Annotated in this window: 16 protein-coding genes and 1 pseudogene; 9 read left to right on the top strand and 8 right to left on the bottom strand. The window is 63.2% G+C overall.

Annotation, left to right across the window (positions count from 1 at the left end):
• Window positions 1–26: 26 nt before the first annotated feature.
• Complete coding sequence (locus ACH196_RS27345) at window positions 27–1052, bottom strand: sugar ABC transporter substrate-binding protein (protein ID WP_396649290.1); 1026 nt, start codon at window positions 1050–1052, stop codon at window positions 27–29.
• A gap of 1553 nt (window positions 1053–2605) precedes the next feature.
• Here ACH196_RS27345 and ACH196_RS27340 point away from each other — a divergent pair.
• The 5 genes from ACH196_RS27340 to ACH196_RS27320 all read left to right on the top strand — a co-directional run bounded on the left by ACH196_RS27340 (window position 2606) and on the right by ACH196_RS27320 (window position 10637).
• Window positions 2606–4957, top strand: a complete 2352-nt coding sequence (locus tag ACH196_RS27340; protein WP_396650009.1) for a beta strand repeat-containing protein — start codon at window positions 2606–2608, stop codon at window positions 4955–4957.
• Between the two features lie 817 nt (window positions 4958–5774).
• A complete protein-coding gene (locus ACH196_RS27335; RefSeq protein WP_396650008.1) occupies window positions 5775–6713 on the top strand; it encodes a hypothetical protein in 939 nt (312 codons plus the stop codon).
• 501 nt (window positions 6714–7214) lie between these two features.
• The gene (locus ACH196_RS27330; RefSeq protein WP_396650016.1) at window positions 7215–9323 is read left to right on the top strand and encodes a transglycosylase domain-containing protein; all 2109 of its coding nucleotides are present in this window, start codon (window positions 7215–7217) and stop codon (window positions 9321–9323) included.
• A gap of 131 nt (window positions 9324–9454) precedes the next feature.
• Window positions 9455–10033, top strand: coding sequence for a DUF1214 domain-containing protein (locus ACH196_RS27325; RefSeq protein WP_396650007.1), 579 nt, complete (start codon window positions 9455–9457; stop codon window positions 10031–10033).
• Complete coding sequence (locus ACH196_RS27320) at window positions 10026–10637, top strand: DUF1254 domain-containing protein (protein WP_396650006.1); 612 nt, start codon at window positions 10026–10028, stop codon at window positions 10635–10637. Before ACH196_RS27325 ends, ACH196_RS27320 begins: the two co-directional genes overlap by 8 nt.
• Before the next feature lie 29 nt (window positions 10638–10666).
• On the opposite strand, the gene ACH196_RS27315 is transcribed toward ACH196_RS27320, so the two are convergent.
• Window positions 10667–10861, bottom strand: coding sequence for a hypothetical protein (locus tag ACH196_RS27315; RefSeq protein WP_396650005.1), 195 nt, complete (start codon window positions 10859–10861; stop codon window positions 10667–10669).
• 162 nt (window positions 10862–11023) lie between these two features.
• Between ACH196_RS27315 and ACH196_RS27310 the strand changes: the two genes are divergently transcribed.
• A complete protein-coding gene (locus ACH196_RS27310) occupies window positions 11024–12049 on the top strand; it encodes a DUF2336 domain-containing protein (protein WP_396650004.1) in 1026 nt (341 codons plus the stop codon).
• On the opposite strand, the gene ACH196_RS27305 is transcribed toward ACH196_RS27310, so the two are convergent.
• The 3 genes from ACH196_RS27305 to ACH196_RS27295 form a co-directional block, all read right to left on the bottom strand.
• On the bottom strand, window positions 12036–12380 hold the full coding sequence (locus ACH196_RS27305) for a DUF1491 family protein (RefSeq protein WP_396650003.1): 345 nt from the start codon (window positions 12378–12380) through the stop codon (window positions 12036–12038). The genes ACH196_RS27310 and ACH196_RS27305 overlap by 14 nt on opposite strands.
• An 80-nt stretch (window positions 12381–12460) precedes the next feature.
• The gene (locus ACH196_RS27300; protein ID WP_396650002.1) at window positions 12461–13339 is read right to left on the bottom strand and encodes a peptidoglycan-binding protein; all 879 of its coding nucleotides are present in this window, start codon (window positions 13337–13339) and stop codon (window positions 12461–12463) included.
• Window positions 13314–15086, bottom strand: a complete 1773-nt coding sequence (locus ACH196_RS27295; RefSeq protein ID WP_396650001.1) for a sensor histidine kinase — start codon at window positions 15084–15086, stop codon at window positions 13314–13316. The genes ACH196_RS27300 and ACH196_RS27295 overlap by 26 nt, the downstream gene beginning before the upstream one ends.
• A gap of 455 nt (window positions 15087–15541) precedes the next feature.
• Here ACH196_RS27295 and ACH196_RS27290 point away from each other — a divergent pair, with 455 nt between their 5' ends.
• On the top strand, window positions 15542–15904 hold the full coding sequence (locus ACH196_RS27290) for a DUF5330 domain-containing protein (RefSeq protein ID WP_396650000.1): 363 nt from the start codon (window positions 15542–15544) through the stop codon (window positions 15902–15904).
• An 83-nt stretch (window positions 15905–15987) separates the two neighbouring features.
• Window positions 15988–16407: a SufE family protein gene (locus ACH196_RS27285; protein ID WP_396650015.1), complete on the top strand. Its 420-nt coding sequence runs from the start codon at window positions 15988–15990 to the stop codon at window positions 16405–16407.
• A 50-nt stretch (window positions 16408–16457) separates the two neighbouring features.
• Here ACH196_RS27285 and ACH196_RS27280 read toward each other — a convergent pair whose 3' ends face one another.
• The gene (locus ACH196_RS27280) at window positions 16458–17261 is read right to left on the bottom strand and encodes a DUF6456 domain-containing protein (protein ID WP_396649999.1); all 804 of its coding nucleotides are present in this window, start codon (window positions 17259–17261) and stop codon (window positions 16458–16460) included.
• Between the two features lies 1 nt (window position 17262).
• Window positions 17263–17673, bottom strand: a complete 411-nt coding sequence (locus tag ACH196_RS27275; protein ID WP_396649998.1) for a helix-turn-helix domain-containing protein — start codon at window positions 17671–17673, stop codon at window positions 17263–17265.
• 202 nt (window positions 17674–17875) lie between these two features.
• Between ACH196_RS27275 and ACH196_RS27270 the strand changes: the two are divergent.
• Window positions 17876–18139: pseudogene (locus ACH196_RS27270) on the top strand (cytoplasmic protein); the annotation flags it as partial.
• Window positions 18140–18260: 121 nt separating this feature from the next.
• Here ACH196_RS27270 and ACH196_RS27265 read toward each other — a convergent pair.
• Entirely contained in the window at window positions 18261–18689 is a 429-nt protein-coding gene (locus tag ACH196_RS27265) for a MucR family transcriptional regulator (RefSeq protein WP_396649997.1), read from the bottom strand.
• Between the last annotated feature and the right edge of the window lie 322 nt (window positions 18690–19011).

Genomic DNA, 19011 nt, shown 5'->3' with positions numbered 1-19011 from the left:
GCATTGTCAGCCAAAGTCGCGGCCGGTCAGATCAGAAAATTCTTCTGCAGCCAGAGATGGCCGGGAGCCGTCTCGGCGGTGATGACCGGACCGTCGGCCCAGATATAGTTCGGGATATCCTTGCCGGTCTTCTCGCCGCCATTGACCGCCGCCACGCCGGCCGCGACCGCCCAGCCATGGATGCGGCAGGACGGATTGCGCACGGTCGCCACCATGGTGCCGTCGAGCACGGCGTTGACCGCCGGCGGCATGGCGTCGACGCCGCCGATGAAGATGCCCTCGCGGCCCTTGGCCTTCATGACGTTGTGCGCGGCCAGCGCCATGTCGTCATTGTGGAAGAAGGCGCCGGCGATGTCCGGATATTTGGTCAGCAGCGATTCCCAGATGCGGGCGACCTTGGTGACGTCCCAATCCGCCGGCTGGTCGTCCACCAGCTTCACGTCCGGATAGTTGGCGATGACCTCCTTGAAGCCCTTGGCGCGCCCTTGGGCGCCGGTATGGCCGAGCGCGCCCTGGGTCATGACGACGTTGCCCTTGCCGCCGATCTTCTTCATCAGCTCGTTGGTCACCACCGAGCCCATGAAGATGTTGTCCGGCGCGATGAAGGTGTGCAGCGCGAGCTGACCCTCAGGCGCCATCATCGTGTCCATGGCGATGACCGGCGTGCCCGAATCGATCACCTTCTTGATCGGGTCGTTGAGCGTGCCGATGCCGAAGGTCTGCAGAGCGACGAAGTCCCATTTCTGCGTGGCAAGGTTGTCGACCGCCGCGCGCTGCTTGGTGGCGGACAATTCGCCGTCGAACCAGGTGATTTCGACGTTCATGAGCTTGGCCCAAGCTTCCGCCGCCTGCTTGCCCTGCGCACACCAGCTTGCCTGCAGGCCGGCATTGCCCATGGCAGCCTTCAGCGGCTTGCCCGAGGGCTTGAGTTCCTGCGCCATCGCCGGGTCGAAGCCGGCGGAGCCGAGCAGCGCGCCGGCAAGCGCGGTGGCGCCGATCGCCTTGAAGATGTCGCGGCGCGTTCTGGATTCCTCGATAAGATCGTCGAGCACGTGATTCCTCCCATTTGCCCCCGGCGAACGGCCGGATTGCGGTTCCTACCCTCGCGCCCGCGCCCGTCCGGGAGAACTCCTCTCGCCCACCAAACGGGTTTTCTGCGCGTCCCGAAAAATAGGGCCGAAACCGTTGAAAGGTCAACACGGGACAGGGCGAATTGTATGACTATTTGCAAATGCCAGCGGGGGTGGAAAATGTTGGAACTTCGAGCGTGGTGAATCGGACGTGACGCAGCGTCACGGGACAGCGCATACACTATATTGACCGATGTGGCGACTTTTGGACAACTATTCGAAACTGTTCGGTATTAGTGCCGAGTTGCCGAAAAGACGCAATCAAAGAGATAGCGGAGAACCCTTTCGTCCCTGCCTTGTATTTGCGCAATAGGGCCTTTATTCGATCATCAATATGAGACGACAATCGTCCAGGAATATCGTGGGCAGCGCAAGCAGGGGGAAATTGAATGCCGATCAAATTTGTCGGACCTGAATTCGGAGTGCAGTCGACATGGGGAGACAATTTTTCCCCCTCGCTGACCACACTCGCCAACGGCCGCATCGTGGCGACATGGCAGCACAACGGGCTTGAAGAGAGCGGATTCGACATCCGCGCAAGAATTTTTAGTGCCGACGGTCAAAAACTCGGCGATGACTTCATCGTCAATTCCACGATCGTGGATGGACAAGAGAACCCTTCACTTTCGGCTTTGTCGAATGGTGGCTTCGTAGCCACCTGGAAATCCCGGGATACAGGGGACGGTACCAGCGACTGTATCCGTGCTCGTGTATTCGACGCTGATGGACAACCGTCCGGAGCCGACTTTGTCGTAAACGATCCGGTTGATGAATTGCAGTTTACTTCTTCGGTTGCGGCGCTGCCAGACGGTCACTTCGTCGTGACATGGCATTCTTCAGGAGGAGAGAACTCCTTTGAGGCGATTAGCGCTCGCATATTTGATGCGTCAGGCGCTCCTGTTGGTAACGAACTCGTCGTATCAATCCACGGCGCTCCGTACGGCTCACCGTCCACCACCGCGCTTGCGGACGGTCGTTTCCTGGTTTCATGGGATTCAGAAAGTGTGCCTGGAGACGGTGACCTCAGTGGAGTTCAGGGACGAATTTTTAATGCCGATGGGCAGCCTTCTGGACAGGCGTTTACTGTCAATACTTCAGGCGCCGGTTTTCAGAACGCATCCGTGACAACCGCATTGCCTAATGGCGGTTTTGTCGTTGTATGGCGATCGGAAGAAAGTCCTGGTCAAGCCGATCCCGACCTGGATGCTCGTGGTCGTGTCTTTGACGCAAATGGTCAGGCCATAGGTCCCGATTTCAATCTGGCATCGACGACCGAAGGTAACCAACGCAACGTTTCCGTCGTGGCATTGCCTGATGGACGCTTTGTGGCCGTATGGGATTCCTGGGATTCAGGCGACGGTGACGGCTCGTGCATTCGCGCACGCCTGTTTGCTGCTGACGGGACGCCCTCGGGTGATGATTTCATCGTCAATACGAGGGCGGAAAGTAATCAGTCCGGGCCAGCGGTTTCTGCCATGTCCGACGGCCGCCTGTTGGTGACTTGGGGCTCGTGGGAGGCCGCTGCTTATACCCTTCGTGGTCAGATTCTAGATTCGTCAATTTTTGATGGCACGGTCGACGCGGATAGCTGGAACGGCAGCAACGTCTTCGCGGACAAGATTTCCGGTGCAGCCGGCGAAGACATGCTGTCGGGTCTCGGCGGCAATGACACGATCTCCGGCGGCGACGGCGACGATATCCTGAATGGCGGCGGCGGCGCCGACTATCTCAGCGGTGGAGCGGGTCGCGACACCGCCTCTTATGCGCAGGCCACCGCCGCCGTTAAAGTCAATCTCAGCGATCCGTCGCTCAACGCTGGCGAGGCCAAGGGCGACACCTTCAACTCCATCGAAAATCTGGAAGGCTCGGCCTTCAACGACACGCTCGACGGCAATGCCGGCGCCAACATCCTGACCGGCCTGAATGGCTCTGATTTGCTTCGCGGCGCAGCCGGCACCGACACGCTGCTGGGCGGGGCCGGAGACGACACGCTTGGTGGCGGCGATGGCAGAGATACGCTAATAGGCGGAGAAGGAGCCGACTATCTCAGCGGCGGCGCGGGTATCGACACCGCGTCATACGCAGATGCGGCTGCCGCCGTGCGGGTATTCCTGTCCAGTCCCGACTCTAATGACGGCATTGCCGCCGGAGACACTTTCAACTCCATCGAAAACCTCACCGGTTCGGTCTTCGACGACGTCCTCGACGGAAACTCCGCCACAAATGTCCTGATCGGAGGCGACGGCAACGATATCCTCGGGACTGGCGTTCGAGGGCGAGACGAACTTTACGGCGGTGAAGGTGATGACATCCTCTTCTCCGCCAACGACGAATACGAAACGGGCGTGTTCGACGGCGGCGGCGGTGTAGACACGCTGAAATCGGAATACGCCAATCTTGTGGGCAGGACCGTTGTCGGCGTCGAAAACCTGTCCATCGAGGGCAAGGTGATCGCCACCATCGACATCCTCTCAAAATTTGAACAGATCGCCGGCCCGACACCCGATGGAATCGTCCTCGAATTGGAAGGTGCCGGTGGCGTCCTTGATCTATCCAACTCCGCTCTCGACAGAATATATGTCCAAAGGTCGGACACGACGTCGGGCTACACACTTATTGGCGGCGCGTATGACGACTACCTGAGCGGTTCCAAATTTAACGATGTGTTGCAGGGTGGCGCTGAGGGCGACTATCTCTTCGGCCGTGACGGGCAAGACACCGTCAGCTACTCGCTTTCAAAGTCTGCCGTCCTAGTCGATCTCAAGATTGCATTCCAACGCGATGGAACTGGTGACGCGGAAGGCGACTATCTCACCGGCATCGAGAATTCGATAGGATCCGCCTTCGCGGACACGCTGATCGGCAATTCTGTCGCTAACAGGCTGTTCGGCAGCAATAGCAGCGATACGCTGAACGGCGGCCTCGGCGCCGACTATTTGAGCGGCGGCACAGGCAGTGACACCGCCTCCTACGCGCAGGCGGCCGCCGCCGTGAAGGTCAACCTCGCCGATCCATCGCTCAATGCCGGCGAGGCCAAGGGCGACACTTTCAACTCCATCGAGAACCTCTCAGGCTCCGCCTTCAACGACACGCTCGACGGCAATGCAGGCATGAACACACTGACCGGTCTCGGCGGCATCGATGTGCTTCGCGGCGCTGGCGGCAACGACGTCCTGCAGGGCGGCGACGGCGACGACAAGCTTGGCGGCGGCGACGGCAACGATGTCCTTGCCGGTGGCGTTGGGGCGGACTATCTCAATGGCGGCAACGGCGCCGACACGGCCTCCTATGCCGGCGCGGCGGCGGGCGTTATTGTCAATCTCGCCGCCCCTGCCGGCAACACCGGCGAGGCGGCCGGCGACAGCTTTATTTCCATCGAGAACCTCGAAGGCTCCGGTTTCGGCGACCGGCTGAGCGGCAATTCCGCGGCCAATGCCATCTCCGGCCTGAACGGCGCAGACGTGATCGATGGCGGAGCCGGGTCGGACAGGCTCACCGGCGGCGCGGCGAAAGACTTCTTCGTCTTCTCCAGCGCGCTCGGCACGTCCAATATCGACACCATCGCCGACTTCTCGGCGGCCGACGACACGATCCGGCTGGACAATGCCATCTTTGCCGCCGTCGGAGCCAACGGCGCGCTTCTTTCCGGCTATTTTCGGTCAAACACCACCGGCACGGCGCAGGATTCCAACGATCACATCATCTACGAAACCGACACCGGCAAACTCTTCTATGACGCCGACGGCAATGGTGCCGGCATCGCCATCCAGTTCGCCACGCTGACCGGCAACCCGGCGATATCAGCCGCCGATTTCCAGGTGATCTGACTCACTGCGGAGCGCAGCGCTCCCGCGGTGTTTACCCGAGGCGCGGCAAGCAAGCCTTGCCGCGCCTTTTTCGCCGGCGCTCGGCTCGTCGGCCTTGCCTGCTCCTTTGGTCATGCTTGTTGCGCGAAAACCCACCTGCCTTGCCGCCACTGGGCTGATTCTATTTGCTTTTGCAGGCATGACATTGTTTTCGACCGGCCTCCGGCCCGCTCCGCACCAAATTAACGAAGCGTCGGAGGTCCGCCAATCGCCGATGTTGGAGATTAGCTGAGGCACATTATGACTGTCGTCATTCCCGACCTCGTGAGCGAGCGAAGCGAGTGGAGAGTGTCGGGAATCCATGCCTCGTCGCTCGTGCAGTCAAAGCCGGCTCCGAAAATCCGGCGCGAATGTCTGCCCCCCTTGAACCTGATGGCATAGGGAGAGGGACGCCAAGCCAAGCTTGCGATCTCCTCCGTCTCAATACGTATCTGAAGGACGCCCGAAGGGCCGGAGAGAAGGTCGATCTTAAAGCCGCTTGCAGCACCCCTTGGTCATGCTTGTTGCGCCAAAATCCACGCGGGTTCCGATTAGCTCTCTGTTTTCGCTTGGCTTTGCAAGCATGACATTCTTTCCGGCTGGCCTTGTGCGCAGACCGTGAAGGCTGTGATGCGGGCTTCCCACCTCTCAAAAAACCAAGCCTTTTCAATATGTTGTGCTGACGGCGTGGCGGAAGCCTCGCCTTTCCCTCGTCGCCAAGGATTATTTTCTTAGGAGCATTGCATATGTTCCCGATATGTTCCATATTGGATGCCAGCCTTGTCTGGAGGAGGCATCGGTGGAGTTTGGAGACGCGAGTGCGACAATCGAGCGATACCGGGGAGCGCTGAAGCACATCGTGCTGACGCTGGTCGGCATGGCCGAGATGGGGTACGGCAGGCCGCTGTCCCTGGTGCTCGGGGAGGCCGCCGTCGCCCCAAGGCAGGGACGGGCGGGGCGGAAAAAACCGTCCGCGGCGCTCTGCCTGCCGCGCCACCTCTATCGCGCCATTCTTCTGCTGCTGCGTCCGGCCGAATCCGCCGCGCGCCGCCTGATCATCGCGGCGGCGCAAGGCATCGTGGTGACACTTCCGCCGTTTCGCCCGCGAAAGCTCAAGCCAAAAATTTCCGACACGGTGGCCGCCATGCACCGCCTCGGCCTTGCCGCCAACCTGTCGAAGGCAGACTTTGCCCGTTATGAAGCCGAGCGGAAGGCCGCCGAACGGCGCACTGCCAGGCCGCACAGACTAAACCTTTCGCTGCTCGATGCGCTGAAATACCCGTTCCGCATCCGCCGTCGTTATGTTCCCGCGCATGCCGTGCCGCGCATCCGGTCGCTCGACGACGATGCGCCACGCATCCCCCTGCCGCCGCCACCGTCGCAGAACGATCCGATCGGCGCAGCAAAACTGACGCTCAGGCTGGACGCGCTGGGTCAGGCACTCGACGATCTGCCCGGCCAGGCGCAGCGTTTCGCCCGCTGGAAGGCGCGCAACGACGCAGGCCTTGCGCGAGACAAGGTGGCCCGCGACGCGGCGGCCGCGCAGGGCAAGCCTGGTCCGGTCCGCTTCCGGCGTTTTTCGCCGCTGCGGCGCGGCCGTCCGCCCGGCGGAAGATTGCCGCGCTTCGATCCGGATGCTCCGAAACGGAAGAACATCCGCGAGATCGACGAGATTCTGGCGCACGCCAATGCAATGGCGTACTACGCGCTGGAGCCGCCGAGGCGCAACTCGTCGTGATGCGCGGCGGCCGGCGGGTCTCGAAAAGCAAAATATCTCAACGATTTAACCGCCAGCCGGAACAGAATCCGGGTGTGGCGGCGATGACGGCTGCCTGCCGGGGACAGTTTACTTTTTCCGCAGAAGTGGCGCAGCCGCTTCAAGGCTGGCGCGGGCGGAAAAAGTAAACCGTCCCCGGCGTTTGCGCCTCTCCGTGCTGCCACAAAATACCGCTGCCCGTCCGCTGGCGAAGCCGGCCGAACCCGTTTGGACGCGACCTGCTGGTTTCCCCGGAGCCGGACCGGCATCGGCGCATGCCCCGCGATTTACCCTGTCGGCAACAATTACCAGCCGCCCGGTCCCTCTTCGCTTGCGCTTACCGTCCGTCCACCGATAAGCCCATGAAATCCTTCGCCCTCAAAATGCCCGCATGGGCGAAAAAGATAGCTCCGTAACAGGCCGGACGCGCGCGTGACGAACGACCCGACCGAGACGAGAAAGCCGAAGGCGCCGAAGGCCGGCATGCTGCTTGCCATCGACGCGTGGATCGATTCCACCGTCTACGAGGCCGGCTTCCTCATCGGCGAGGCCTATGAAAACCTGACCATCTTCCTGCGCCGTTTTCGCGTCGAGGGCTGGCGTCGCGTCCCCGTCGAGGTGCTCGGCGAGGGCCTGACGCTGGGCGCCGCCGGGTCGGTGGTCATGCTGGCGCTCGCCATGCCGGCCTTCGAGGAGACCCGGGGCGACTGGCGCACGCAGGGCGACTTCGCCGTCACCTTCACCGACCGCAACGGCGTCGAGATCGGCCGACGCGGCATCATGCAGCGCGATTCCGTGCCTGTCGACGAGATGCCCGACCATGTCATCAAGGCGGTGCTGGCGACCGAGGACCGCCGCTTCTTCGACCACTACGGCATCGATTTTCCTGGCCTCGTCCGCGCCATGAGCGAGAATTTGCGCGCCAATTCCGTCGTGCAGGGCGGCTCGTCGATCACCCAGCAACTGGCAAAGAACCTGTTCCTCAGCAACGAGCGCACCGTCGAGCGCAAGGTCAAGGAGGCGTTTCTCGCCATCTGGCTGGAAGCCAACCTGTCGAAGAAGGAAATCCTCCAGCTCTATCTCGACCGCGCCTATATGGGTGGCGGCACGTTCGGCATCGCGGCCGCCGCCGATTTCTATTTCGGCAAGGAGGTCAAGGATCTCGATCTCGCCGAGGCGGCGATGCTCGCCGGCCTGTTCAAGGCGCCGGCCAAATACGCGCCGCACATCAACCTGCCGGCGGCGCGCGCCCGCGCCAATGTCGTGCTCGACAACCTCGTCGACAGCGGCTTCATGACCGAGGGCCAGGTGCTGTCGGCTCGCCTGCATCCGGCCGAGATCGTCGACCGCGGCAAGACCAGCAGCCCCGACTATTTCCTCGATTATGCCTTCGACGAGGTGAAGCGGCTCGCAAAAGACACCGGCAACCGCTCGATCGTGGCGCGCACCACCATCGATCTCGACATTCAGAAGGCGGCGGAAGAATCGCTGGAGTTCAACCTGCGCCAGCACGGCGAGGAGTACCATGTCAGCGAGGGCGCCATCGTCGTGCTCGACACCAACGGTTCGGTGCGCGCCATCGTCGGCGGCCGCGACTATGGCGAGAGCCAGTTCAACCGCGCCACGCGGGCGCTGCGCCAGACCGGTTCGTCGTTCAAGCCCTATGTCTATGCCACCGCCATGGAAAATGGTTTTACGCCGGATTCGACGATTTCGGACGGGCCAATCAACTGGGGCGGCTGGCAGCCGAAGAATTACGGCCGCAGTTTTTCCGGCCGCGTCACTCTCGCCTCCGCGCTGATCCGCTCGATCAACACCGTGCCGGTCCGGCTCGCCAAGGACCATCTGTCCATCCCGCCGATCAAGGCGATGGCCGAGGCGATGGGCGTGGAGACGCCGCTCAACGGCCACAAGACCATGGTGCTCGGCACGTCGGGCATGACCGTCATGGACCAGGCGACCGGCTACAACACTTTTGCCGATGGCGGTTTTGCCGGCACCCGCCACGCCATACTCCAGCTTTCAACCCATGCAGGCGACGTCTTCTACGATTACGACCGCGACGCGCCGAAGCCGAAACGCGTGCTGTCGGAACAGGCGCTGAAGTCGATGAACTCGATCCTGGTGCAGATCCCCGAGATCGGCACGGGCAAGCGCGCCGCCCTGCCCGGCATCCGCTCGGCAGGCAAGACCGGCACCACGCAGTCCTACCGCGACGCCTGGTATGTCGGCTTCACCGGCAACTACACGGCCGCCGTCTGGCTCGGCAACGACGATTTTTCACCGACCCGCGAGATGACCGGCGGCTCGCTGCCGGCCATGGTCTGGCAGCGGCTGATGGTTTTCGCGCACCGCAATGTCGAGCTGAAGCCGATTCCGGGGATTGAAAAGCCGTTCGTCGATGCCGACGTAGCGGCCAAGGCCGCCGAGGCGGAGAAGAAGCGGCTGGCGGAAACCAACGCCCACGCTGCCGACCGTCCAACCGCGCTTTCCGCCGATACCACGCGTTTCCTGCGCGCGCTGTCCAAAACCTTTCACGACGCCCCTGCCATCGATCCGCCGAAGGAGCCGGAGACGTTGTCGGCGCTGTGAAGGGCGCGGACGGGCACGGCTATCTGCATATTTTCGATCCCACGCAGTGGGCAGCAGCATTCCCTTGAGCGTATCGCGGAACATTGCACTTCGCTTGCCATCCCTCCCCCACCGCGATACGCCCGAGACCGATGCTCCGCACCGTCCTGCTCACGCTGCTCACACTGACTATCGCCATAGGCGGCGGGGCGGCGAGCGTGTGGCTGGCGTTGGGCGAGGGTGTCGGCGCGGTCGATGTCGGCGGCTGGACCACGTTTCCAGACATCGCCACACAAGATGCCGATCCCTACTCCAGGGCGCGGGCGGCGCGCGACGGGCGGCTTTCGCTCGGACACAACGAGGGTCTGGCCTTCGCCGCGATGCGCGATTCGGCGGGCGATGCGCTCAGGCGCGACTGCGCCTATACGGTCGAGGGCACGATGCCAGCGGCGCGGCTGTGGACGCTGTATGCCACCGATCCACAGGGAACCGCCGTTCCAACCGGCACGCGACGCGACAATTTCCTGAGTTCCTGGGCAGTGCTGTTCCTGCCCGACGATTCGCTGGCGATCACGGTCGGCACACGCCCCGCGCCCGGCAACTGGCTGGCGACCAGCGGTAGCGGGCCGATGCGGCTCGTGCTCACCCTCTACGATACGCCACTCGCCGGCGATGCGGGCCTGACTGATATCGTCATGCCGCAGGTGTTGAAAGCCGGCTGCGATGACTGACCCACAGCGCATCTCGGGGACGCTGCTCCGGTTCGCCAGGGCGAAGTCTCCCGCCCGCGGCATGCGCGGCGCTCTCGCCTACGCCCTGCTCCTCGGACTGGTCGGCGCGGGCATCGTGCATATCGTGGTGCTGCTGCTCGTCCCCGAATTCTCGGAACGAAATGCCTCGGTGCGGTTAGCAGCCGTCTCCGGCCTCGATCAGGTGACACACATCGATCCCGTCGGTGCCGTGCCGATGCTGGGCACTCCCGACCCGGCGTTCCAGATGGCGGCGTGCCGTTTCGATCTTTCGTCGGGGCCGGTGCATGTCGCCACGCCGGGCAAGGCGCCGTTCTGGTCGGCGTCGATCTATGACAGCGGTGGCCGCAATCTCTACAGCCTCAACGACCGGTCGGGCGCCGGCGACGTGCTGGATTTCGTCGTGCTGACGCCGGAACAGATGATCGGGGTTCGCCAGGATCTGCCCGAGGCATTCACCCAATCGGTATTTGTCGAGGTGCCGGCGGAGGATGGCATCCTCGTGGTGCGGGCGTTCGCTCCCGACGAAAGCTGGAAACCAGCCGTCTCCCAGTTTTTCGCGCGCATGACCTGCGCGACGCGCTGAGGCGCCTGCCGTTCCGCAGGCCGGCGGCTTCAGGTCGTCGGAAGCGGCTGCGGCTGGAACTGCGCGATCCAGGTCACCGGCGACCATTTCGCACCGCAGTCGGCGTCTGCCCTGCGTTCGTAGCGGACCCCGGGGAAAATGATGACGGTCGCCGACGACGAGCCCTTTTTGGGCGTCTTGCCGCCGGACGATTTACGCGGACGAAATGCCAGTATGTTGCCCATGTCGTTTTGCCTCTCGACTGTGGGGAGCAACCACGCAACGCCTCCACCATTGATAAGGCCAGCAGACGGTTAACAGTCTTCTAACAAATCTTGGCTAATTTTCATTTTTGCCGGGCTGCCTTTCATTGCCGGTGCGTATCGAGTATGGCGGGCGTTCTTTCCGTGTCAGAAGCAGATTTTCGGGACATTGCGGTAAAGAGCGACGCCAGCAAGGCGGAGCGCCTGTTCCGGGCATCGGTTTCGGCCTTCTGCTCGCTCACCCGCCCGTCGCGGCGCGAAGTCGCGCAGCTCGAGGATCTGACGCTTCCTTTGTTCGACCAGGTCCCGGCGGATGCCCGGCGTTACGTCGCCGCTGCCCTTTCGGAATGCGCCATCGCCCCATCCCGGCTGATCGCAAAACTCACCGACGACCGCATCGACGTCGCCGCACCGCTGCTCATGCGCTCCAGCCTGCTCAGCGACGTCGATCTGATTGCGCTGATCGGCAAGCACGGCATCGCCCATGCCCGCGTCATCGCTCGCAGGCCGACGCTGAACCCTACCATCGCGCAGCTTATCCGGGCGCTGGAAGCCTCGATCTCGGCCATGCCGAAGATCGTCCGCGTCTCGGAGGCTGCGCAGAAGCCGGCCGAGCAGGAGATTGCGCCGCAGCCGGAGCGCGGCCAGGCGGCTGAAGCGGTGCGCAGCCGGCTGCGCGAGATGATGCGGTCCGATCTGCGCTCGGCCTATTCACTGGAAACCCATGTGCCCGCCGACCGCTCGGTTTTTGGAAAGCTGCGCGACACGGCGCTGACCGGCAACGACACCTTCTTCCAGACCGCGCTCGCCGACGCACTCGGCATGAACCTTCCCGCCGCGCGCGCAATCACCGAAACGTCGAGCTATTCGTCGCTGCTCGCGGCACTGCGTGCGCTGGACCTCGGCGAGGAGCAGGCCTTCATGATCGCCGCCGCGATCTTCCCGGCACAGTTCGCGCATCCGGAAGCCATCCGCATGTTCGTCGAGCGCTACCGGGCGCTGGACTACGAGACGGCGCGCGAACGGGTGCGCGGCTGGAAGCTGGAGATCGTCGCCAACTGGCTGCAATGGAGTTCCGCCGCCGGCCGCGGCAGGCGCGCGGCCCGCTCCGGCGCGGCTGACAATGCCGGCGCAGGCACGGAAAAAACAGGCCGTTTCAGGGCTTCGTGATCGACAGAAGATCGGCCGGCGGCTCGCTGCCGGCCTCGATCTCCACCACCCAGATGTCCGGATCGAAGCGCTGCTCCTTCGCCAGCCGCGCGGCGATCTCCGCCTCGTCGCCGCGCAACAGTTCGGCGAACAGCCGCTCCTCCGGCCGCCCCTCCCCGTAGCTCGCCTGCGCGGCGGGACCGAACAGCGTCGTCTCGCCGAGCCGGTCCCGGCTGGTCACGAACACCGCCCCCGCCTCGAACGCGCCGCGCCGCACGACCGCGCCATAACCGCCGCTGGAAAACACGCGGCGCAAAAGGGCGGAGACGAACAGGTCGGATGTGACACGCATGGGCTGACCGGAGACTGCGGCGGATTACGACGCCGGTCTAACGGCCGATGCATGGCCGTGCAACAAGCCGTCGCCTTCTGCTATTTCACGTAACCCAGTTCGCGCATCTTCTTGTACAGCGCCTGGTCTGGCTCGCCGGTCACCTTGAGACCGAAGATCGACTGGAATTCGCGAATAGCGTTCCTCGTCTTGCCGCCATTGACGCCGTCGACGTCGATGCCCGCATTGCCGAAGGCCTTCAGCCCCGCCTGGACCTTTTTGGTAAGGCTGGCCAGTTCCGTCTTGGCGGCATCATCCGCCTTCGCGACGGCTGGGTCTGGTTTTGCCGCGGGCATGGGTTTGGCCGTTGGCTGCTCGGCCTTGGCTTGCTGCTGTGCAGGCTTTGCCGCTGCCTGCTGCTCCGCCTTGCGTGGCGCCGGCGACGGTGTGATGCCGGCGGTCGTTGGCTCGATGCCGAGTTGCACCAGCAGTTCCTCGTCGACCCCCTGCGCCGCCGCAAGCCCGACCTTGCCGCGATAGGTCTCGATCGCCTTGGCGGTGGCCGGACCGGAAAGGCCGTCGACCGCGCCGTCATAGAAACCGAGTTCCTTGAGGATGCCCTGCACCCGCGCCGTCGTGGCATCGGCGACAGGTGCCGGCCTGGGCGCCGCCGGTGCAAGCGCGGACCTGCCCTCCGGCTCCTGCGGCCGCTCGATCAGGAAAGTCGTCTCCGGTTCGGCCGGCTGGCCCGCGTCCGACTGGCGGACGAAGTCGCGCGTCGGGAAGAACGCGCCGCGATGCGCATGCGGCTGATACCAGATCGCATTGGCCGAGACGTAGCAGAAGGCGACAAGGAACGCCGTCGAGCCGCCGGCGATCACCGGGTTGCGGGCGATCATGGAACCCAGCGCCGACGCCCCGCCGAGCAGCGGCGCGCGCTTGGGCGGGGCGCGCTTAGCTTGCTTTGCGGAGCGTGCCATTCGCATACTCTCCCGATGCTGAGCCGCACAGCCGTGCCGGTCCGCCGCTGCCTTCCGCGCCGGCCGGACCGTCGATCGGCAGGCTGATCGTCACCGTCGTGCCTTTGCCGAAGGCGCTGTCGATCCACATTGTGCCTTCATGCAGCGCCACAAGGCCCTTGACCAGCGCCAGCCCCAGCCCTGTTCCCTCGAATTGCCGCGTATAATCGTTCTGCACCTGTGCGAAAGGTTGCCCGAGGCGGCTCAAATCGTCGGCAGCGATGCCGATGCCGGTATCGCTCACCCAGAAATGCAGGCGCGAGCCGATGCGCTTGGCGCCGAGCGAAACCTCGCCACCATCCGGCGTGAACTTGATCGCGTTGGAAAGAAGGTTGAGCAACATCTGCTGGACTGCGCGCCTGTCGGCCTTTATCTCGCCGTTAACGGGCGAAATGTCCATCGAAAGCGTGATGTCCTTGGCTTCCGCCTGCAGGCGGACCATGCCGGTGCAAAGTGCTGCCGCCTCGGCGAAGCGGAATGGCTCCGGATTGGTCGAGTAGGATCCCGCCTCGATCTTCGACACGTCGAGGATCGAATTGACGACGGCAAGCAGATGGTTGCCGGCCTCGCGCACGATCTCGACATTCTCGCGCTGGCGCGGATCGGGCAGCGGCCCATGGACCTCGCAGAGCAGCATGTCGGAGAAGCCGATGATCGAATTCAGCGGCGTTCGCAACTCGTGACTGACGGCCGCCAGGAAGCGGCTTTTTGCCACTTCCAGCCCGGCATTGGCCTCCCTCATCGCGGCCAGTTCGGCGCGCAGACCGGCCACTTCCGAATTGTCGCGCAGCCTTCCGACGATTTCAGCGCCGGCGCGCGACAGGTCGATGGCCAGCGACCGGTGGACAGGCGCCGCTCCTTCTTCCAGGGCCGGCAGCCTCAGCCGCATCTCGACCTTGCGGCGGTCGGCGCCATCGCGAAGGTCGGCGAGCGCGCAGAGGAATCCCACCCGATCTCCCACATGTACGCGCTGGAAGAAACCGGTGCCGACCAGAAGGTCGGGATCGATGCCCAACAGGTCGCGCGCGGCCGCATCGATGTCGAGCAGGTCGCCATTGGCGGCGAAATGCACTTCTATCCGGTCGGCGTCGGTTTCCGGCAGGCCATCGGCAGCAGGCAGGGTGCGCCGCGAGGCCACAAGCGCCGCGGCGCGCGGCAGCAGCACCGCACCATAAGCCAGCGGCAGCAGCCAGTGCCAGGCGGCAGCGTCGGCACCGGCGAAAAGCGCGCCGGCTGGCAGCGCCTGCAGCATCAGGGCCGCAGCCATCGCGCCGGCGCCCCAGGCCAGTGCCCTTCCCGTCCGGAACGCCAGCCAGGCCTCGAGCGGCAGCGCCGCCGTAATCAGCGCCAGCGGCGACTGCAAGCCGCCGGCCGCCGCGATCAGAAAAGCTATCTGTACAGTGGTAAGCGCCAGGACTGCCGCAAGCACCGGGCCGATGTTCTTCCTTGCCGTGACGGCGAGCGCCGCCAGTCCGCAGCCGAGGAAGGAAGCGCAGATGAAAGCGAAGGTCGCGTCGACGCCGATGTCGGAAGGCAGCAAAGTCCATGCAGCGGCAGACACCAGGAACGGGCAGGCAAGCAGCATGACAAGCATGCGGCGTTGCCCGGCCCGTTCCGACTCATCGACGACGCGCGGGTGCACGAGGCGGTCGCATACTTTTGCGACGGCACGCATCAACCCGGCGTATCTGGTCGCGAAAAAATTCAACTCAACGCATCCGGTACAGTCCGCTTCGCGGATCGATCTTGGTTAAGACCGACCCTCGCACCCAGCGTTTAAGGAATGAATAAAAGGCGGCGCATCCGGGGAGTCCAGGCACGGCGAAATTCCGATCCGCTTGGATTGTCGGTCTGCGACTTCATTCCATAGTAAACGGAGGGTTTCGAGCACCGCTGCCGGTCGGCCCAAGGCATCTCAGCGGCCGCATTTCGCCTCACCTGGAAAACCTACACCTTTCCAGTGCGTTATATGGTCAACAAAACGTAAACGACACGATTTGCAGTTGATTTTGATTTTGCAAGAATTCCAAAAGTTTCGAATTCGTTTCGAACAAGTCGAAAATGCAGACTAACGACACAAGTGCTTTTTCAATGGCTTGTGGCATTGTGTCCGGGTTGAGCCGGACTGCCCCAAAAGGCCCTTTGGCACACGGAGATAGTGAGATGGGCTTCCTGTTGCGAATCGCTTTCTGGTTCTCGCTGGTCCTGCTGGTGATTCCCTTCAACATCGGTAGCGAACAGCCGGGCGAGGAACGTGTCGGCGCTATCGAGACCTTCCTCGCGGCGCGCGAGGCGGTCGTCGATCTCACGGGCATCTGCGAACGCAAGCCGGAAGTCTGCGAGGTCGGCAAGTCGGCGATGAACACGGTTGGCGTGCGCGCCCGCGAGGCCGCCCGCATCGCCTACGAGATGCTCGACGAGAATTTCGGCGAGACCGACAAGGCGACGCTGACCGGCACGATCCCGCGGCCGGCCGAAACCGTCCCGCCCGCCGTCAAGCCGACACCGGCCGCTCCGAAATCCTAAGCGGGCAACGCCCGCGCTCCGTTCGCCCGCCGCCCCGCCGCTTTTTCCGTGACGCGACCGCGCTTCGCGCCTATATCCCGCTCATAATGAACACGATCCAGGCCATACGCGACGACTTCGCCTTCCTCGACGAGTGGGAGGACAGATATCGCTACGTGATCGATCTCGGCGAGGCGCTGCCGCCTTTCCCCGACGAGGCGCGCGACGCAGCGCACAAGGTGCAGGGTTGCGTCAGCCAGGTCTGGCTGGTGTCGGATCGTGGCAAAGGCCCCGATCCGGTGCTGACCTTCCTCGGCGATTCCGACGCGCATATCGTGCGCGGCCTCGTCGCCATCATGCTGGCGCTGTTTTCCGGCCACCGCGCCAGCGAGATCGTCTCGACCGACGCCGAGGCGCTGATGCGCTCGCTCGGGCTCGACGAGCATCTGACGCCGCAGCGGGCCAACGGGTTGCGCGCCATGGTCAAGCGCATCAAGCAGGATGCGCAGGCTGCGCTTTCATAGGTGGCAGCGCGGTCCCGCCATGTCGCGCTGGGCGGAGCCAGCATCGCTCGCTACCTGAGTTCCGGACGATAATCTTCCGTCCCCCAGTGCAGGACTGTATGTCCGCGAGCCTTGCCGGCCGGATGGTAGTGCCGCGCCAGCATTCCAAGCGCGGTCTTGAGCAGCATCTTGGCCGAGCGCGCGGGCCAGACGCGTTCGCGCTCCACCGTCTCCAGCCCCTTCAGGAAGCAGCATACATCGACGAGCAGCCCGGACAGTTCCGGTCCGACAGCCTTGAGCGCCTGGTCGACCCGCTGCCGCGCCGCAAGCGCCGCGTCGGTCAGGTCGGCGATGCCATTGGCGTCGCCCTGCCGCCCGGATGCAGTGCTTGCGTCCCAGTTGGCGCCGAGACGCTGCATGATCCGGCCCCGCGTATAGTCGCTGCGCAGGCGCTCGCCAGCCTCGAACTCCGCCCTGGACAGGAACGCCCGGCCGCTCTTCGCCTTGAGCCGCATCAGCTGAGCCAGTGGGGATTCCGCCAGATTGATCTCGGCCGACGCCGTCTTGCCGTCATCCGACCGCGCCTGCGAAGTCTCCATGTCGCGATGCTGTCGCTGAAATGCGTCCCCCGCCTCGCCTGCGCGCAGCAGCGTCTTGCGGCCCGCTTCCGTCGCTTGCACCTTGTTGCCGCGCCGGACGATCGATCCACCACTCGCCATGCGCCTCAGCACCCTGGCATCGACCGAGATCACGCCCTTGTCGCTTCGCAGAAGCACTGCGCTGCTGTCGGCCGCCGGCTCGACCGTTGCCGGTCCCGCGACAAGAAGCGCAAGAACGCGTGCCGCCGCCTTTTCCATGATGTCGCGCGAATTCATGTCAGCTCTCCAGCCTGTTGCGGAAGGCGGCATGCGCCACCCTTTCCGTCGTCGCTATCGTTCGGTCGAAATCGTCGTCGTCGCGCAGGTCCTCGATCACACAGCATGCGTAGCGCACCGTCGTGCGGTCGCGGGCAAAACACCGCCCGACCTCCTGCATGGTCACACCCAGTGCGACGTGCGTGACGTACATGGCGATCTGCCTGACGCGGACTATGTCGGGCGTGCTCTTGCAGGTCTGGCGGATTTCCTTGCTCGACACTCCATACAGCGCCGCGCAAACATCGATCATCGCCTCGCAGACCTCCATGACGCGCTCGCCGCGCCGGCCGCCGATCGGCAACGCATCGTTCACGCAAGCCGACGGTTTCGCTTCCTCCTTTCTTATCGCTATCGCTGTCTTCGCCTGCACGTGACCCCTCCGATGTAGGAATTTCTTCTTATATCAGGGAGAGTGCTGACGGGGAACAAAAAGGGAACTAAATATGCATCCTCGCCGTTCGACGCATTGAAAATGTTATGCTTTTTTTTCTGAATAACTTTTTTTAAGCCGATTTCATCCCCGTCGCCGCGGGCAGCCGTAGCCTATCCCTTTCACAGCAGCGGGAACGGCGATGAACACAATCGGCAGCGAAATCCGGGACTTTCTGGCCACGAAGCAGGAGGCTCGGGCGCATGCGGCACAGCTTGCCGCGCTGCAGATCATGTGCGGCATCGATCTTTCAGCGATATTGGCGTCGGACAACGAAGCTCGCGCCACGGCAATCGCCCGCATCGGTCGTCTGCTCGTCCGCGAACGGATGAAAGGCCTGGCCGGCCATTGGAGCTACGACCTCAACCGTCACATCGCCCTCAAACAGGCGAGCGACCGGCTGAAGCAATCGAACGGCGCGCCGGGACGGGAGCAAAAGCACCGCGAAACGAAAAACGGCGCCCGAAGGCGCCGTCAGCTCAGAACAAGGAAAAACCGGACGGCTTGCGATCCGGTTTAGATTCAGTTCAGCGGGTGGTCTTCTTCTTGCGGCCCAGGCCCATCTTCTTCGCCAGTTGCGAACGGGCGGTGGCATAGTTCGGCGCAACCATCGGGTAAGCGGCGTCCAGCGCCCACTTCTCACGGTACTGGTCCGGCGTCAGGTTGTAGTGGGTCATCAAGTGACGCTTCAACGACTTGAACTTCTTTCCATCTTCCAGGCAGATGATGAAGTCGTCATGCACCGAGCGCTTCGGGTTCACAGCGGGCTTCTGCTTGTCTACCACCGGTTGTTCGGTGGGACCGCCGACGCGGCCCAGCGCCGCATGAACGTCGGCAATGAGGTTAGGCAGTTCGCCGACAGGTACTGGATTGTTGCTGACGTAAGCAGCCACCACATCCGCGGTCAGTTCGATCAGCATTTCACCATTTTTGGTGGTCGTATCGGAGATATCCATTGGTTTCTGGCCCCAAGAGAGAGTGATCTAGCGCCCTGTCTTTGCTTGAACCATGCAGGGCTGCGACTGACTTGACACGAACGGAAACGTTACGAGTCGCCTCGACGTAATTAGATGGGACGGTTTTCAAGTCAAGTCAATACAAGACTGGTACTTTATTGCTGTTCGAACCAGTCGTTCACAATGTTGCGCTGGAAAATGTTGGTGTCATTTTGCCGGAGATCAGTCCCAACCAACTGATCTGTGATCATTGGCGCGGCGTCATTAAGGGCTTTTGGGCCAACAATTGCCAGGACACTGGTCTAATCGGACCGATTCTGCC

It is taken from the genome of Mesorhizobium sp. IMUNJ 23232 (genome assembly GCF_044326205.1).
Taxonomy (GTDB): Bacteria; Pseudomonadota; Alphaproteobacteria; order Rhizobiales; family Rhizobiaceae; genus Kumtagia.
This window is presented reverse-complemented; position numbering and strand designations above follow the sequence as displayed.

What these genes read in the sequence shown, in the direction of transcription:
- ACH196_RS27265 (WP_396649997.1), bottom strand. Translation starts at nt 18,689, where the DNA reads ATGGATATCTCCGATACGACCACCAAAAATGGTGAAATGCTGATCGAA.
- ACH196_RS27290 (WP_396650000.1), top strand. Translation starts at nt 15,542, where the DNA reads ATGGGCTTCCTGTTGCGAATCGCTTTCTGGTTCTCGCTGGTCCTGCTG.
- ACH196_RS27300 (WP_396650002.1), bottom strand. Translation starts at nt 13,339, where the DNA reads ATGGCACGCTCCGCAAAGCAAGCTAAGCGCGCCCCGCCCAAGCGCGCG.
- ACH196_RS27315 (WP_396650005.1), bottom strand. Translation starts at nt 10,861, where the DNA reads ATGGGCAACATACTGGCATTTCGTCCGCGTAAATCGTCCGGCGGCAAG.
- ACH196_RS27330 (WP_396650016.1), top strand. Translation starts at nt 7,215, where the DNA reads ATGCTGCTTGCCATCGACGCGTGGATCGATTCCACCGTCTACGAGGCC.
- ACH196_RS27305 (WP_396650003.1), bottom strand. Translation starts at nt 12,380, where the DNA reads ATGCGTGTCACATCCGACCTGTTCGTCTCCGCCCTTTTGCGCCGCGTG.
- ACH196_RS27320 (WP_396650006.1), top strand. Translation starts at nt 10,026, where the DNA reads ATGACTGACCCACAGCGCATCTCGGGGACGCTGCTCCGGTTCGCCAGG.
- ACH196_RS27280 (WP_396649999.1), bottom strand. Translation starts at nt 17,261, where the DNA reads ATGAATTCGCGCGACATCATGGAAAAGGCGGCGGCACGCGTTCTTGCG.
- ACH196_RS27340 (WP_396650009.1), top strand. Translation starts at nt 2,606, where the DNA reads ATGTCCGACGGCCGCCTGTTGGTGACTTGGGGCTCGTGGGAGGCCGCT.
- ACH196_RS27325 (WP_396650007.1), top strand. Translation starts at nt 9,455, where the DNA reads ATGCTCCGCACCGTCCTGCTCACGCTGCTCACACTGACTATCGCCATA.